This window comes from Blautia luti, assembly GCF_033096465.1.
Taxonomy (GTDB): Bacteria; Bacillota; Clostridia; order Lachnospirales; family Lachnospiraceae; genus Blautia_A; species Blautia_A luti.
On record NZ_AP028156.1, the window covers coordinates 2151518 to 2169149 of the forward strand.

Sequence of the window (17632 nt, forward strand, 5' to 3'; positions counted from 1 at the left end):
TACTTTTTTATTTTATATATTATACATTATCAGCAGCATTCTCGTCCATTACTTTTTCTATTGCATTGACAATATTCTCATAACCTGTGCAGCGGCAGAGATTTCCCGCCATATGCTTACGGATAACCTCTCTGGAAAGCTTCTCGCCGCGTTCAAGCAGAACTGTAGCCGACATAATAAATCCCGGAGTACAGAATCCACATTGTATAGCTCCCTCTTCAATAAAAGCTTCCTGAATTCTGGTAAGTTCGCCGTTTTTTTCCAGTCCTTCCAGAGTACGGATGTTCTTTCCCTCTGCCCATACTGCAAGATAAATGCAGGAATCTATTGTCTCACCATTAATAATGACTGTACAGGCTCCACATTCGCCTACCTCACAGCCCTTCTTTACTGAAGTAAGTCCCAGACGGTTACGCAGCATATCCAGCAGTGACTCCCTTACATCTACATATTCCGCTACTTCTTTTCCGTTTACTGTACACTGTACAAGCTGCATCTGTTTTTTCATGCCCTGTCACCTCCTGCAAGTTCAATGGTACGTCTTAATGCTCTGGATGCAATCTCTCCGCCAATCTGCAGACGGAACACCTTGGATGCTCTCCAGGAATCTCGAGGGTTGATTTCCTCACGGACAAGCTGTGCTGCTTTTTCATAAAAATTCTCATCAATCTTCGCACCCTTTAACGCCTCCTCAGTTTTTACACAGCGATATGGAACCGGAGCCGCAACACCAAATGTAATACGCACGTCTTCCAGAACTCCCGCGGCCAGATCAGCCTTACTTACTACACTGCAGCTGATGGTCGCAATATCCATGGCATTACGCATGGAATACTTGATATAATGTCCGTGGTATCCCTGATATTCTTTCGCAGGAATGATCACATAAGTCAGAACCTCTCCCTGTTTCAGATCCACACGGCCGGGCCCCAGATAGAAATCTTTTACAGGAACCAGACGGCCTTCTTTTCCATCTTCCAGACGAAGCATGGCATTCAGGGAAAATACTGTCGGTGCACTGTCTGCGCTGACTGCTCCATTGCAGATATTACCACCGATCGTACCAATATTTCTTACCTGTGGTCCACCGACCTGATCTACTGCTTCTCCAAGTACTGGAATATGCTTCTTTATAATCTCATCATTGGTAATATGTGAAAATACTGTTCCGGCACCAATATAAATGTCACCGTTCTCAGCCATTCTTACCCCTTTGATCTCTTCAATCCCGTGAATGCTCACCAGAGAGGTACCTGCAAATTTTCCCTCTCTGGTTTTGATCAGGACATCACTTCCACCGGAGATGATCCTTGCCTCCGGATGCTCGTTTAACAGCCGTACAGCTTCTTCTACACTTCTGGCTTCATAATATTTCTCAATATCGTACATAAAATCCCCCCTCCTTCTAAATAAGACCGGCTTTCATAAAGCCATCGATCAATCTCTGTGGTGTCAGAGGGTTCTCATTAAATGCTACACCCGTTGCATGCAGAACTGCATTACGGATCGCAGGTGCGCCCGGAATTGCCGGTGGTTCACCCAGTGCCTTGTTTCCAAATGGTCCGATTGGATCATCCAGTTCTACAAAATCAGCTTTGATATCCGGAGTATCCATCATAGTCATCAGTTTATAATCAAGCAAGGTTCCGTTTAAAGGTCTGCCTGTCTTCTCATCCAGAAGAAGCTGTTCAGAAACGCCATAGCCCATTCCCATGGACATACCGCCATGAACCTGCATTTCTGCAAGTTGTGGATTAATTAGTTTACCACTGTCATGAACATTGATAATATGGAGGATCTTAATCTTGCCAAGTTCAATATCTACTTCTACCTCTGCGAAGCAGCATCCTGTAGCAATCGTATTCTTCTTCACCTGTTCGGAAACTTCAGCTGTAAGTACGGAAGAATTTGTAAGGCTGTAATAACTCTCCAGTGCAAGATTTGCAAGAGTCATTGCCTGATCCTCTCCTGCCATGATCCAGCCATGATCCAGCCATAATTCTCTTGTCTCTTCAGGCATCAGCTGTTTTGCATAAGCCAGGATCTTCTCTTTCAGAAGATTTGCACAATCCTTTATTACTGTTCCGGTTACAAAGGACTGGCGGGATGCATAAGCACCTGTATCAAATGGTGTTACATCTGTATCCTGCATGGTCTGGATATGAATATTACCGATATCCATATTCAATACTTCTGCTGTCATCTGGGAGAATGCAGTATCAGCACCCTGTCCAATCTCTGTTGCTCCCAGCATCACACCTATGCTTCCATCCTGGTTCAGAGTCATTCTGGCACCTGCGATCTCCAGAGAGATCGGCCATACACCTGTCTTATAGGAGAACAATGACATTCCCACACCTCTGCGGATCTTTCCGGTCTGGTTTGCATATTCTTTCCGCTTCTCATCCCAGTGAATATATGCAGCCCCTTTTTCCAGACATTCAAAAATACCATTCGTATTTGCAGCGATCGGTTTCAGATAAGCATCCTCATAATATCCATGGATCAGATTCTTCTTTCTGAATTCCAGCGGATCCATCCCGATTTCTTTCGCTATATCATCCATAAAACACTCAATGCCAAAACATACCTGCGGAATTCCATATCCACGCATAGCTCCGCCTACCGGTGTATTGGTATATACCGTATACGCCTTTCCACTGATATTCGGGCAGGCATACTGCAGTCTCCAGGAAGTCAGTCCATTGGCCGCGATCGCATGTCCGTGAGAAGCATATGCTCCCTGGTTGGAGATTGCTACCATGTCTTTTGCAAGAAGATATCCGTCTTTATCTACGCCTGCTGTCAGATCGTATTCGATCGAATGACGGGTTCTTGTATTGCAGAAAGTCTCTTCTCTGCTCACATCAAGTTTGACCGGTCTGCCCCCCACCTGCATAGTCAGGAATGCATTTAACGGCTCATAAAGTACATCCTGCTTATTTCCAAATCCACCACCGATATAAGGCTTAATGACCCTGATCTTTCCCCACGGGATTCCCAGAGCCTGACCGATCACACGGCGGACAATATGCGGAATCTGTGTAGAGCTTACCACTACAATCCTGCCATTTTCCATGTATGCATAGGAAATTGGGTTCTCAATGTGGCAATGCTGTACGATAGGCGTCTTGTAACTGCGTTTTAATACAGTTGCAGCCTGCTCTAACCCTCTTTCTACATCCCCGATAGAATAATTGGAACTTACCAGAATATTATCTTTCTTCTCTTCATGGACCGGAGGATTAGTTCCCAGCATGGACTTACGTGGATGGATTTCTACCGGATATTCCTCATACTCTACTTCAATTAACCTTACTGCTCTCTGGGCTGTAATTTCGTCCTCTGCCACTACCGCTGCAATGTCATCTCCGTAATAACGGACTCTGCCTGTAAGGATATTGCGGTCTGCAACATCCTGATGAGCAGTCTCTACTGACCAGGGATGTCCTGGTGTAGGATAACAATGATTCGGTACGTCCTTAAAAGTAACTACTTTCACTACGCCGTCCAGAGCCTCTGCCTTGCTGGTATCAATTGATTTTACCATACCGTTGCCGATCTTTGCGTGACAGACCTTTGCAATCAGACAGTTGGCAGGAGCCATATCGTCTGTGAATTTCGCACGTCCTGTTACTTTATCATAGGCATCTACTCTCGGAACACTCTTTCCAATCATGTTTTCACCTTCTCTATTCTTTTTTTGTTCTGGTTTATGATATAAAGAAAGCCGGACTCACCCCCCAAGGTATTATCTGTTCCCCTCAGGACTGATGTCCGGCTCCGAACCATGCTTCTTCTTTCGCCCGTTTTCAGACATCAGGCGAATTCTCTTTTAATATTGCATAAGTTGTTGCGTTTATTGTAATTTTAGTATAACATATTGTATTGGATGATACAATCTTTTTTGAATATTTCACTGTATCTATTGAAAAGTTATATACGTTTCCCCTTCTATTTATAAATTATAGTCAGAATTTATAACACAATTTTTCTATTAAATGTATAATTATCTGACTGTTGAAAATATTCCACGCAGATCATGGATTGCGTGCCGTGGGCATTTCACAGCACACATGCCACAGCTTAGGCACATTGATTCTTCGATCACCGCACAGTTATCGATCACCCGGATTGCGCTTGCCGTACAGGTCTTCTCACAGATCCCGCAACCGATGCAACTGACTTCACACTGTTTCTTTGCCTCTCCACCTTTCTTTCTGTTGGAACATTTTACTACAATGTAATTGGCACATTCATGGACATGGATCACTTTCTGTGGACATACTTTCGCGCAAGCTCCGCAGCCGATACATTTCTCTTCCTCTACTTCTGCTACTCCATATTCATTGATGGAAATGGCTCCGAATTTACATTTATTTACACAGGCTCCACAGCCGATACAGCCATCTGCACAGCCTGCTTCGCCCTCAGCTGATCTGCATCCCCCATTACACGCTACAACCGCTGATCTATATGGAAATTTCTTCTTCACTGCCATATTCAGCACTTCCTTTCATATGGTGTTCCAGTCAGAGGCAGACGGTATTGTCTCTCTCCATCCCATCTGAAATATGCATCTGCGATTGCCGGTGCTGTGGGAATGGAAGTGATCTCACCGATTCCGATGGCTCCGCAGGCTACATTTAATCCCGGTTTGTCGATCACGATGGCATCGATCTTTGGAACCTCATGAGAACGGAACAATCCAAGGGAACCATATTTCTCAATTGGCTTGCAGTTCTCATCGATCGGATAATGCTCTCTCAGGGCATATCCCATGGACATCACTACGCCGCCTTCAATCTGCCCTTCACAGGAGAGTGGATTGACTGCCTTGCCAACATCATGTGCAGCAACTATTTCCTCGATCTTACCTGTTTTCTTATCCAGAATACAGACCTGTGTCGCATAGCCATAAGCTACGTGAGAAACTGGATTCGGCACATTTGCACCAAGCGGATCTGTCTTAGCCAGATATTCAGCATAATAAACCTTACCGATCACATCATCGATGGTCTTACCTGCCTTGCGGTCCTCCATAATCTTATCGCAGGCACGGCGACATGCTTCTCCTGTGACCAGAGTCTGTCTGGAACCGGAAGTAGTTCCTGAGTCTGGCGCGAACCAGGTGTTACTTCTCTCATAAACAATATCTTCATGCTTCAGGTCTGTATTGGTAACTACCATCTGCGTCAGAACTGTGCCAAGCCCCTGACCGATACAGGATGCACCGGAATAAATATGAAGCTTTCTGTCCTCTTCAAATACAAGTTTCACACGTCCTGTATCCGGGATACCGACACCAACTCCGGCATTCTTCATGGCACAGCCGATTCCTACAGGTTTGCCGGTTTCCAGGGCAGCATCATATTTTTCTTTTACTGCCTCCAGTGTTTCTACCAGACCTGTGGAATTATCTACGATCTGACCATTCGGAAGTGTTTCACCCGGACGGATCGCATTGCGGTAACGGATTTCCCACGGTGTGATGCCTACTTTATCTGCCATCATATTCAACAAAGTTTCTGTAGCAAAACAGGTCTGTGTTACACCAAAACCGCGAAATGCTCCTGCAGGTGGATTATTGGTGTAATAAGCAGTTCCTTCGATTTCGAAGTTCTCATAATGATACGGACCTGCCGCATGTGTACAGGCACGTTCCAGTACCGGACCGCCAAGAGAAGCAAATGCCCCTGTATCGGATGCTACTTTCGCCTTAACTCCCATAATATTGCCGTTCTCATCGCAGCCCATAGTCATATTCATATAGAATGGATGACGCTTTGGATGAACCAGCAGAGACTCTGCTCTGGTAAGTTTCATCTTAACTGGTTTCTTCGTCGCATAAGTGAGCAGTGCAGCCAGATGCTGTACGGTCATATCTTCTTTTCCGCCAAATCCACCGCCTACAAGTGCATTCTGTACTTTTACCTTATCTGTTCCAAGTAACAGAGAACATTCATGTAATGTCTGATGTGCAGACTGGTCTGCGGAATATACGAAAATATCTCCGTCCTCATCATATAAAGCCACTGCACTCTCAGGTTCAAGGAATGCATGCTCTGTCCACGGAGTTTCGAAATGATGACTGATCACATATTTTGAATTACGGATCGCCTCATCTGCATTTCCTCTGCTGATATGTTTATGCGCGCAAATATTATTTTCTTCTTCATCGAATACTTTCGGAGCCCCCTCTGCTGCCGCTTCCTCAATCGTATGAATATGAGGCAGAACCTCATATTTCACTTTGATCAGCTTCTTGGCTCTCTCAGCCGTTTCTCTGTCCTTTGCAGCAACAACAGCAATGGCATCTCCAAGATAATGGGTTAATCCTCCCATTGGGATCAGGGTATACTGATCATGTTTCAGATGTCCGATCTTATTCTCCCCCGGAATATCCTCTGCTGTTAATACCGCTTCCACTCCTGGAAGTGCCTTCGCTGCTGTTGTATCAATCTCCAGCACACGTGCACGCGGATATTTACTTCTGAGTGCTGCCCCATACAACATTCCATCAAAGTAAAAATCATCCGGATATTTACCGGTTCCAAGTACTTTTTCTTCTACATCCACTCTGGATACTCTGTGTCCCAGGTTCCAGTTCGGGTCGAGATCATCCGGGATCACACCCTCTTTTAATACTTTCGCTGCCAGTCTTACTGCATCCATGATCTTTATATATCCAGTGCAACGGCAATAGTTATTGCGCAGCGCATATTTAATTTCATCATCTGTCGGCTCTTTATTCACATCTAGAAGAGCTTTGGTACACATTACCATTCCCGGAATACAGAATCCACACTGAACTGCTCCTGCTTTTCCGTACGCATATGTATAAACTTCACGTTCCCACTCTGTCAGACCTTCTACAGTGATCACTGTTCTTCCATCCAGCAGATCCGTATCCGGTACACATGCCTTGCAGGTTTTTCCATCAATAATAACCGTACAGGCTCCGCAGGCTCCTTCACTGCAGCCATCTTTTACTGAAGTCAGATGAAGTTCATCCCTCAGAAAGCGCAGTAGTTTTTGATTTCTGACCGATTCGACCTTTTGTCCATTGACTGTAAATACTGCCATATTGGACGCTCCTTTCTTTTTCGCACGTCTGCCTATTAGGGCAGTCAGCCAGAGACTTGTCTCTGGCTGCTTTTATCTGCCTGTGATACCGCATAAATATATTACTGTTCATTCCGTGCCAGGCTCCGCTTTTTTATACTCCTGCCTGTGAAAAGTAAAATAAATTTATGTAACATGCGGCCGCGATTCAGCCTGATATGCAACACTGTCCACAGCCTTTTTTCTGCTGTGAACAGCGTTAAATATTTCTTTATGGTTCTTATGATTATTTCATGATCAGATAGCTGTAATCATCGATCACTGCACAGATCAGTCTGCGAAGTCCCTCATACAGCTTATCATTGACATCGTCTGCCTTACAGTCAGAAATCTGACCAAGAAGACGAACTTTGCACTCTTTTGTCTCTGGATTGATCACTGCAAATCCATCGTTTGTGCTGTCTGCCATATCTGCTTCAGAAGCAAATAATGTAAATTTATCTTTGTACGGTGCACTTGCATACGGGCAGAAGCTCTTGCAGTTACCGCATTCGTTGCACATATAATCTACATGGATCACCTGATTCATTGCCATTCCAGGAACTTTAATGGAGATGTTTGCTCTGTTTGGACATACATCTACACAGTTCTCACATACTTTATTACATGTCAGGCAGCGTTCGCTTTCGTTTGCAGCGTCCTTGCTCTCTTTGAGGATTGCTTTCTTAGCATAGCAGTCTTCTTCTGTTCCAGGTACAGGCTGTCCTTTTACAATGTCATGTCCAAGAATTGCTTTCACTGCAACTTGAGCATCACGGATTGCTTCTACAATCGTAGCAGCACCCTTAGCGCCATCACCGGCTACATAAACGCCTTCTGCACTTGTTTCCATTGTCTTGTCATTGATGCGGGCTTTTCCGCGCTCATTGACTGCAATACCGTTTGCCTCGAAGAATTCAGTCGGAACCTTCTCACCAACTGCAACGATCACGGTGTCAGCCGGAACTTCTTCTGTTTCGCCTGTTTCTGTTACGCTTGCACGTCCGGAAGCATCCATATTGCCAAGTTCCATCTTCTTGCAGAGGAGTTTGCCATTTTCTAGAGATACAGGGGAAAGGAGTTCTTTGAACTCTACACCCTCTTCCAGAACTTCCAGTAACTCATCTTCTGCTGCAGGCATGTAGCGTTTTGTTCTTCTGTATACCAGATAAACGTGTTCTACACCTTCTGTACGTTTTGCAGCTCTTGCTGTATCCATAGCAGTATTACCGCCACCGATCACAACTACATTCTTGCCAAGTGCAACTTTACCATCTGTTGCCTTGAAATCTCTTAAGAATTTCAGCGCATTGACTGTCTCACCTTTTTCAAGTTTCAGAGTACCCGGTTTGTTTGCACCTACTGCTAAGATCACTGCATCGTAACCCTGTGCCTTTAATTCCTGAACAGATGTGATTTCTGTACCTGTCTTGATCTCTACGCCCATCTTCTCGATGAAGGAAACATCTTTGTCGATTGCTTCATTGGAGACACGGAATCCAGGGATCACATAGCGGATCACGCCTCCTACTTTCTCTTCTTTCTCAAATACAGTTACAAAAGCGCCTGCTCTTGCAAGGAAGTATGCAGAAGCAATACCTGCAGGCCCTGCACCTACAACAGCTACTTTCTTGCCGTCTGCTGTGCCTGCTTTGATCTCGTTGATTACGGTATCATATCCGTTCTGAGCTGCGATAAGCTTAGTGTTGCGGATATTTACAGGCTCTTCATAGAAGTTTCGTGTACATTTATACATACAATTATGTGCACAAAGAGTACCAGTGATAAATGGAAGCGCATTCTTCTCAAGAATGACTCTTAATGCCTGTACATAATCTCCCTCTCCTGCCAGTTTCACATAAGTTGTGATATCCTGGTGGATTGGACATCCCTCTTCACATGGAGCAAAGAAGCAGTCAAGAAGCGGAACTTCTGAATCTGTTTTTCTCTTAGGAAGTGGTTTAATGCTCTTTACATGATGAACGTCTTTCTTTGCATCCTCAGCTAACTGTTCAAGCGCAGCTACATCAATACCTGTCCACTCTCTGGCACCGTCAACCATTACTTTCTCTGCCATCTGAGTGAATCTCTGATATCCACCCGGTTTCAAAAGTGTAGTTGCCACTGTTACAGGCCATACACCACATCCAACGATACGATCAATATTATAGTAGTCAGCACCACCTGAATAAGCGATACGGAGTTTTCCTTCAAATTCTCTGGAAAGTTTTGCTGCAAGAGAAATGGATAATGGGAAAAGAGATTTTCCGGACATATACATTTCTTCGCTTGGAAGCTCATTTCTTGTAACATCTACAGGGAATGTATTGGTGATCTTCACACCAAATGCAAGGTTCAGCTCATCTGCAAGTGCCTGCAGTCTCTTAAACATCGGAATTGCATCCTCGTACTGTAAATCATCTTTAAAATGGAAATCACCAAATACCATATAATCATATCCCATGTCATCCATGGTCTTTCTGGCGAATTCATATCCAAGAAGGGTTGGATTACATTTGATAAATGTGTTCAGGTGTTTCTCTTTGAACAGATGATTTGCAATGCTCTCGATCTCGTTTGGAGGACATCCATGAAGAGTGGAGATCGTTGCAGAATTGCAGATATTAGAAGGAATTGCTTCAATGTCTTTTTTTGTAACTTTCTCAAATCTGTCGATATTGTCTAATAACCACTGTTTACATTCTTTGAAGATTTCTGTATCTTTTGCTTCCATCATGTTATTGATAAAGCTGTCGATCTTCGGAGTTTTGATTCCCTCAAGATCATACCCTACGGAAATATTAAACTGGAATCCGTCCTGTGCACCAAGGCCGAATTCTTTGGCGATCACATGGAGAATAAACCATGCTTTGATATACTCTCCCATTGCCTGAGGAATATAAAGTTCTGTAGACCATTCACAGTTGTATGCCTCGTCCTCTGCAAGGATACACGGTCTGTTAATACAGGCTGCAAGTTCAGCACCGTCCATCTTCTGAACTGTCTTCAGTTCAAAGAAACGTGCGCCTGCATAGTAGGAAGCTACGATATTCTGTGTCAACTGTGTATGTGGACCTGCTGCAGGTCCGATCGGTGTTTCCAGATTTCTCTCAAAAATATTCAGCTTCTTGTCAGCTTCTGCCACATAAGCTCTGTGCTGTCCGAATACAGTTCCTTTTGTTTCCTTTTCTTCTAATACCCAGTTCATTAACTGTTCAAAGGGCATACAGGTCATGACTTCACTCATAATCCGATCCTCCATTATTCTTATTCATGTTTATTTCAGCCAGACAGAATATCAAAAATTCTCTCCTGTCTGGCCTGCTCTTTTACTTTTCCTTCTTCTCTTGCGCCTTTTGTCTCTTCTGATCACAGATCAACCATTGATATCGTCTGCAAGCTCTTTTGCAGCCTGACGGCAGTCTGCCATAACTTTTGCTTCATCACATACAAGAACTTCACGGTCTTTCATCAGGACTTTACCGTTACATACAGTAGTCTGGACCATACTTCCGTTTACACCGAACATCAGATGTCCGTTGATATTGTTCTCGTTCATCGGTGTCAACGGATCATAGTCGATCACGATCACATCTGCTGCAGCGCCATCTTTCAGGACACCAAGCTGTTTCTTGAAGTATCTGTTTGCAATCTTTGCGTTTCCTTCGAAGAGCATCTGCGGAACCTCACCCCATGCTGCATTCGGATCGCAGAGACTGTGTTTATGAAGAACGTTTGCAACTTTCCAGGATTCCATCATATCATGCGTATATCCGTCTGTACCAAGACCTGTAACGATTCCTTTCTGCACCATTCTCATGGTTGGAGGACATCCGCATGCATTACCCATGTTAGATTCCGGATTATGTACGACCATGGTATCTGTATCTTTGATCAGATCCATCTCGTGTTCGTTTACATAGATGCAATGACCGAGTAAAGTCTTCGGTCCAAGAATATTCCAGTCATGAAGACGGTCAACAATACGTTTGCCATGCTCTTTCAGGCACTGATGAAGATCATAGATACCTTCTGCTACATGAATATGGTATCCAACGCCTTCCGGCTTCACTTCATTGCAGAGAGCCATTGTCTCATCTGAAATAGTAAAGGATGCATGCATACCCATCATTCCTGCGATCATATCGCTGTCATCAGCAAGCGCATGTTTGATGAAGTTCACGTTCTCCATTACAGCTTCTCTTGATTTCTCCATTCCGTCACGGTCGGAAATCTCATAGCAGAGACAGGTACGTACTCCCAGATCCTTCGCTGCTTCTTCGATGGCATTGAGGGAACCTGTAATATGTCCAAAACTTGCATGATGGTCAAATACTGTAGTTACACCATTCTTAATAGAATCAATGTATGTAGCATATGCAGAAAGCTTTGTCTGCTCTAAGGTCAGATGACGGTCAACTGTCCACCATAATCCGTCAAGGATATCCAGAAATCCCTTTGGATTATATCCGTTAATGCTTAATCCTCTTGCGAAGGAGCTGTAGATATGCTCATGGGCATTAATAAATGCCGGCATGATAACCTCACCCTTTGCATCAATAAACTCAGCATCTGGATAAGCTTTCTTTACTTCTTCAGTTACCCCCACCATTACTATGGTGTTACCATCCATTGCTACAGCACCATTCTCCACGAATGGGTTGGATGCGTCCCGTGTGATCATTCTTCCATTACCAATTACCAGCATATAGTTCCTCCTTTTACTTGTTAAAAATTACCAATTTGCTACTGCCATTCATCAAATGTTTGGGAATTTTACACTAACACTGTAACATATTTCTCAAAAGATTTCAATAGAAAGTCCAAAAAGTTTTTGGTTTTCTTAATTTTTTTTAGTCTTCAACAAACAAAAAAGGAACAGCCGTTGCCTGAACAACGTTGTTCCCTTTTCTGATATCATTATAAAACAGTTTTTGCGATCTGTACAGCCTTAATTCACATTCATCTGGCTTAACGTTTCGTAAAGTTCCGCATTTGTTGCATCCATATAAGGTCTTACATAGAAGATTCCCACAAGTCCAAAAGTAACTTCAGAAAGAAACAGCCATGGAATAAAAGAAAGATCCAGTACAAATGCCTTCCATTTGTTTCCATACATCATCTCCCTGCTTCTGCGGAAAGCTTCTTCCTGAGGCATATCCGGATATTCTGCCAGAAGATAGGGGATCATACGGTATTCGTAAGATTTCACAATTCCCGGTACGATCAGCATCAGAGACCATAAAATCAGATACAGATCTCTGAAAAATGTAACTTTCACCACATTCCCCACAGAGCCTGAACGAAAGGCTCCGAAAATTCTTCCAATTCCCGGATTGGAATAGGTATTTTCTATATAAAATCCTCTTCCCCCAACTTCCAGTCCATTAAAAATAAGAATTTTCAGAATGATCAGAAGAACAACCAGAAGCACCTTCATGCTGACAGTAACAAGTCCCATCATTGCACGCAGCGGTGCAGTGAGCACACGCAGTGGTTCAAACACATTCAGCGCATAGGTTACTCCTGTAACGGCAACATTTCCGTCTTCCCCCACACTTTGTGTATACCGGGAAATGCTCAGATTATCTTTATCATTGTTTCCTGATGATCCTCCTGACGCCAGGATAACAGCAAGGATCAGACTGACAACCACCGCTACCCAGTAATTTTTCTTAAACGCCTGTTTGGCTTTCATTTTCAGATCACTTCGTATCCACATTACTCAATCCTCCATAATCGCTGTCTTCACAGATAACTCTTTCCTGCCTCTTTTCCACATGTCTTCCTCCAGTACCGTCTCGTAGCCGCCGCCGTTTTTTACATGCCATTCATAAAAAGGTTTCTGTATATCTGCATATTCTTCCATGAGATTCATGATCGTTCCTCCATGGATCACAAAAGCTGCCTGGGAAATCCCGCCCCGGATACAGCCAGCTATTGCCCGTTCAAAGCCGCTCAGATTTCTCCGTTTAAATTCTTCCCTGCTCTCTCCACCTGGAAAAGGCAAGGTTCCATTACTGTCTATCCATGCCTGATAGTTTGCATTTCCATCCAGTTCTTTATAATTTTTGTTTTCGAACTCACCGAAATCACACTCTGCCAGTTCTTCTATGATCTGCAAGCTTTTTTGGGGAAAAAGAATCTGTGCCGTCTGTATACACCGCTTCATGGGACTGATATAAACTCTGTCCGGTTCCGGATAATCCAGCTTACTCAGAAATTCCTGTCCATCCGGACATAAAGGCTCGTCAGTCACGCCTATGTATCTTCCATATTTGTTTCCTTCTGTTTTTCCATGGCGGATCAGCCATATTTTAATCATCTTTGATCACCGTTCCAATCCCGCAGACCACCCGCGTTACCTTCCGGCTGTAAGCTGCCAGTTTCGTACACACCCGTCCCACAGCCTCTCTGTATTTCCTGTCAAAAGCATCCACAGGCACTACTCCATATCCCACCTCCTGGGAAACTATGATAATGTCCGGATTACCGTCGATGAGCTTTTGGGCAAGTTCCGTTACATCTCTGCCTTCTTTTAATTCTTTCCGGATATATTCCTGGAAATCCAGGATCCCCTGAAGGTTCATCAGCTCTTTTTCTGATACCAGGGCTCCGTTTCCCCAGACCAGCTGTGGATATTCTTTTTTTGCATGATCGGTTTTTCCCTGATATGCACCACCGATTATCATTTCCATATTCTCGTTCCTCTTATCTTATAAATAAGTTAGATACCACTGCAAGGATCACTGCCATCCCAGCTTCGCAGATACACAGAAAAAATCCCGAAAGATCACCTGTCGTTCCGCCGAAATATTTCATGGCAGTATGATGATAATACCCAAAGATCACCAGCGCACCTGCAAAAGCCGCAATTCCCCATACAGGTTCGATCCATATCATGACAGCTGCCAGCAGGATGAGATATACGATCAGAACATTTCTGGAGATCACATCTGAAGAATTTCTGGAAAACTCTGCCACTGTACCGTCAGATTTTGCCTTTGGAAAAACGATCACACCGATTCCCGACAGGCATCTGGAAACCATAAATCCCAAGCTCATGATCGCGATCGCTTCCATATTCTCAGAAGTATACAGCTGATCATATGCCCCGTACCATGTTACAAAATACACGGCTGCAGTGATCACTGCAAATGCTCCTGCATGGGAATCTTTCAGAATCTCTAGTCTTCTCGACCTCTCCTGCCAGGAACTGAGGGCATCCGAGGTATCCAACAGCCCGTCCACATGGATCCCGCCTGTCACAAAGACAGGCACAAGAACCAGCAGTGCTGTCACAAATCCCGGCTGATAGCCGAATCTGCGCCCCGCATATGCCACTGCCACTGTCAGCACGCCTATTACAGTACCGATAAACGGGAAAAAACAGAACATATATTTCATGTTTTCCTTGGTCCAGTCTGCACGGGGCATGGGAATTTTCGAAAACATGGCAAATGCCACCTTAAAATTATTCCATAAAGATTTCATTTATGCTCCTCCTTTTTCATACATTTATGATATACAGGAATCCCATAAACCACTTCCACCACTTCATCTGCCATCTGTGCTGTCTCCTGATTGATCTTTCCCAGATCCTTCAGATAAGTATCCATGTCTCCCTCAAAAAATGCAGCATCCGAAAAAATCTCATTGGTCACGATCACCACATGGTCTGCCTGGCGAAGCAGATTTTTAACCCCTGCCATAATCTCCTGTACAGTCTGCTCATGAGCCCCCTGCTCTTCAAACATTTCATTTGCCACAAGATTCGACATACATTCCAGCAGTACTACGCATTTCCCGGATTCTCCCGGCAAAACAGCATTTTTAAGCCCTGTATAGCATTCTACAGTCTCAAATCCCTTTCCTGCGCGCATTTTCCTGTGCCGTTCGATTCTTTTATGACTTTCTTCATCAAAAGGATGCATCGTCGCTATATAGATTCTCTTCCCTTCGCCAAAAGAAAGCACCCGGTCTTCCGCAAATGCAGACTTCCCGCTTCCGCTTCCTCCTGTTACAAGTGTCAGCATTATTTCAACTCCTCATATTGTTCCACATGAATATCATCGAAAGTGCTCATAGAATGATAAACGGCCGCAGCCAGATCAAGGATCGGAAACAGTGCCACTGCACCGGTACCTTCTCCCAGACACATATCTGCATGAAGAACCGCTTCTTTGTTCATATGCTCCAAAATCAGATGAGCAGCTGGTTCCCTGGATACATGGGATGCGATCATATAATCTCCTGCAGCCGGGCAGATCTGCATTGCGATCAGCGCAGAAACACAGGAAATAAATCCGTCCATTACCACTGGAATACCGTAAATTGCTCCGCCCAGAAATACGCCGGCCATTCCCGCAATATCCAGGCCGCCTACTTTCGCCAGAACATCAACAGCATCTGAGGGATCCGGCTGATTCAGTTTGATCGCTTTCCTGATCGCCCCGATCTTACGCGCCAGGCCTTCGCTGGTCAGCCCTGCACCTCGTCCGGTCATTTCTTCTACAGGCTGATTTAACAGTACAGAAGCAACTGCACTGCTGGTAGTCGTATTTCCAATTCCCATTTCGCCGGTTGCAAGGATCTTATATCCTTTCCCCTTCAGCTCCTCTACCATGGCGATTCCGCTCTCAATCCCCTTTACTGCCTGCTCCCTGGTCATTGCAGGTCCTTTGGTCATGTTCTTGGTACCATAAGCAACCTTGTGGTCTGTGCGGACTTTTGTATCAGTTATCATCCCCATGTCCACCGGAAAAATTTCCGCATGATTCTGCTTGCACATCACGCCCACAGATGTGTCATAGTTCAGAAAATTCTCAGCTACGATAGCCGTTACTTCCTGCCCTGTCTGTGTTACTCCTTCTTCCACTACTCCATTATCAGCACACATGGCGATCAGGCCTCTCTTGGAAAGATCGATCTCTGCATTTCCCGTAATTCCGGCAATCTGAATCAACAGAGTTTCCAGTTTTCCAAGAGAATGCAGTGGCTTCGCAATACTGTCCCATCTTTTCTGCGCAATATCCATAGCGTTTCTATCTAAAGGTTTCACCTTCTTAATAGCTTTCTCCAGCGTCATGAGTTTCTACCTCTCTTTTTCTTTCTGTTATTTTGATTTTCCAGTTGTAAATACAAAGAATTTACTGAATATGTAATTTAATATCAGTACAATAAATTGTGTCAGAAACTTCCCGATCATATCATTCATTCCCATCATTGATACCAGCAGCCACACACCGCCCACCTCGATCACCATTGTGACCAGTCTGGCACTGATAAACTTGCAGAACGGGCGGATATGATCTCTGAGAGTTTCGCATTTATCCTGAAAAACAAATTTTGAATTCACCACATAAGCAAACAAAATCGCCAATATAATAGAAATAATATTAGCAGTATTCAGTTCTACGTTCAGCTTTCTGAGAACAAAAAAACTGACCAGATTTACCATCGTCGTACATCCGCCAAAGAAAACATAGCGGATTACAGAACTTTCATACATTTTTCTGATCCATTGTTTCATAATGATCCTCTTTCATTTATTTTCGTCTGTTCACCATTCTTAATAACTTTCGAAATGATATAGCGCGGTCTGCGTTTGACTTCTTCATAAATCTTGGCAATATAATATCCAATGATCCCCAGACTGATCATCATGGCGCTTCCCACCAGCAGCAGTACCATCAGCAGTGTCGTATATCCCTCCACTGCAGAACCTGCGAAATACTGTATCAGCGAATAGATCATAAGAACCAGCGAACATATAAAACAGACCACTCCTGTAATAGTGACAAACTGCAATGGAAATGTAGTAAATGCCACAATATTGGTAAATGCATATTTTACCAGTGTCCACGGAGACCACTTGGAAACGCCTGCCTCTCTCTCCTGCACCTCGAACTCCACGCTGGTAGTTTTATATCCTACCCAGGTCGAAGTCGCACGGAAAAACATGTTTCTCTCAGGCATAGACAAAATGCTGTCTACCGCCTTCCGGTCCAGCATCTTAAAATCTGACGCATCTTTCATATTCACTTTTGTAGCTTTGGACATAATATCATAGAAAAATCCAGCACATTCTTTATGCAGAAATCCTTCTTTTCCTCTGTCAGATTTCACGCCTTCGATCACTTCATACCCATCCTGCCACAGTCTGTACATTTCAATAAGGGTCTGCGGCGGGTGCTGCAGGTCACAGTCCATCACTGCCACCACATCGCCGCCAGCCTGGGCAAGTCCGGCAAAAATCGCTGCTTCTTTCCCAAAATTTCTGGAAAAAAGAACGCCGGTCACATTGGCATCCCTCTCTCCTGCCTTCTGAATCTCCTCCCATGTCCTGTCGCTGGAACCGTCGTTCACCACTACCAGTTCATAGGGAATCTGTGCTTCCGTAAGAACCTGTGCAAGTACGCGGCAGGTTTTACCCACCATAAGTTCTTCATTGTATGCTGGAAGTACCACTGATAATTTATTCATGATGTCATTCCTCATTCATTGCTGTCATAATCCGGGCAGCATT

15 protein-coding genes are annotated in these 17632 nt (G+C 44.2%); all 15 read right to left on the reverse strand.

Annotation, left to right across the window (positions count from 1 at the left end; translation table 11 throughout):
• Positions 1–19 precede the first annotated feature (19 nt).
• The 15 genes from xdhC to R8695_RS10155 all read right to left on the reverse strand — a co-directional run bounded on the left by xdhC (position 20) and on the right by R8695_RS10155 (position 17589).
• Positions 20–508: a xanthine dehydrogenase subunit XdhC gene (gene xdhC / locus R8695_RS10085; protein ID WP_118508836.1), complete on the reverse strand. Its 489-nt coding sequence runs from the start codon at positions 506–508 to the stop codon at positions 20–22.
• A complete protein-coding gene (gene xdhB / locus R8695_RS10090) occupies positions 505–1389 on the reverse strand; it encodes a xanthine dehydrogenase subunit XdhB (protein WP_118508835.1) in 885 nt (294 codons plus the stop codon). The genes xdhC and xdhB overlap by 4 nt, the downstream gene beginning before the upstream one ends.
• A gap of 16 nt (positions 1390–1405) precedes the next feature.
• The gene (gene xdhA, locus R8695_RS10095) at positions 1406–3679 is read right to left on the reverse strand and encodes a xanthine dehydrogenase subunit XdhA (protein ID WP_154779792.1); all 2274 of its coding nucleotides are present in this window, start codon (positions 3677–3679) and stop codon (positions 1406–1408) included.
• Between the two features lie 330 nt (positions 3680–4009).
• Positions 4010–4501, reverse strand: a complete 492-nt coding sequence (locus R8695_RS10100) for a 4Fe-4S binding protein (RefSeq protein ID WP_154779793.1) — start codon at positions 4499–4501, stop codon at positions 4010–4012.
• Between the two features lie 2 nt (positions 4502–4503).
• Complete coding sequence (gene xdh / locus R8695_RS10105; protein WP_154779794.1) at positions 4504–7086, reverse strand: selenium-dependent xanthine dehydrogenase; 2583 nt, start codon at positions 7084–7086, stop codon at positions 4504–4506.
• Between the two features lie 265 nt (positions 7087–7351).
• On the reverse strand, positions 7352–10351 hold the full coding sequence (gene ygfK, locus R8695_RS10110) for a putative selenate reductase subunit YgfK (RefSeq protein ID WP_154779795.1): 3000 nt from the start codon (positions 10349–10351) through the stop codon (positions 7352–7354).
• Between the two features lie 129 nt (positions 10352–10480).
• Entirely contained in the window at positions 10481–11812 is a 1332-nt protein-coding gene (ssnA, locus tag R8695_RS10115) for a putative aminohydrolase SsnA (RefSeq protein WP_118508830.1), read from the reverse strand.
• Between the two features lie 243 nt (positions 11813–12055).
• Complete coding sequence (locus R8695_RS10120) at positions 12056–12826, reverse strand: DUF975 family protein (protein ID WP_154779796.1); 771 nt, start codon at positions 12824–12826, stop codon at positions 12056–12058.
• 3 nt (positions 12827–12829) lie between these two features.
• Positions 12830–13429: a histidine phosphatase family protein gene (locus R8695_RS10125; protein ID WP_118508828.1), complete on the reverse strand. Its 600-nt coding sequence runs from the start codon at positions 13427–13429 to the stop codon at positions 12830–12832.
• Positions 13422–13802, reverse strand: a complete 381-nt coding sequence (locus R8695_RS10130) for a bifunctional adenosylcobinamide kinase/adenosylcobinamide-phosphate guanylyltransferase (RefSeq protein ID WP_118508827.1) — start codon at positions 13800–13802, stop codon at positions 13422–13424. The genes R8695_RS10125 and R8695_RS10130 overlap by 8 nt, the downstream gene beginning before the upstream one ends.
• A gap of 13 nt (positions 13803–13815) precedes the next feature.
• Complete coding sequence (locus R8695_RS10135) at positions 13816–14598, reverse strand: adenosylcobinamide-GDP ribazoletransferase (RefSeq protein ID WP_118508826.1); 783 nt, start codon at positions 14596–14598, stop codon at positions 13816–13818.
• Positions 14595–15140, reverse strand: a complete 546-nt coding sequence (locus R8695_RS10140) for a bifunctional adenosylcobinamide kinase/adenosylcobinamide-phosphate guanylyltransferase (RefSeq protein WP_118508825.1) — start codon at positions 15138–15140, stop codon at positions 14595–14597. Before R8695_RS10140 ends, R8695_RS10135 begins: the two co-directional genes overlap by 4 nt.
• Positions 15140–16192 (reverse strand): nicotinate-nucleotide--dimethylbenzimidazole phosphoribosyltransferase, encoded by a 1053-nt coding sequence (gene cobT / locus R8695_RS10145; RefSeq protein WP_118508824.1) that lies wholly within the window; start codon positions 16190–16192, stop codon positions 15140–15142. The genes R8695_RS10140 and cobT overlap by 1 nt, the downstream gene beginning before the upstream one ends.
• Positions 16193–16219: 27 nt before the next feature.
• On the reverse strand, positions 16220–16636 hold the full coding sequence (locus R8695_RS10150) for a GtrA family protein (RefSeq protein WP_154779797.1): 417 nt from the start codon (positions 16634–16636) through the stop codon (positions 16220–16222).
• On the reverse strand, positions 16633–17589 hold the full coding sequence (locus tag R8695_RS10155; RefSeq protein WP_154779798.1) for a glycosyltransferase family 2 protein: 957 nt from the start codon (positions 17587–17589) through the stop codon (positions 16633–16635). Before R8695_RS10155 ends, R8695_RS10150 begins: the two co-directional genes overlap by 4 nt.
• Positions 17590–17632: the final 43 nt, after the last annotated feature.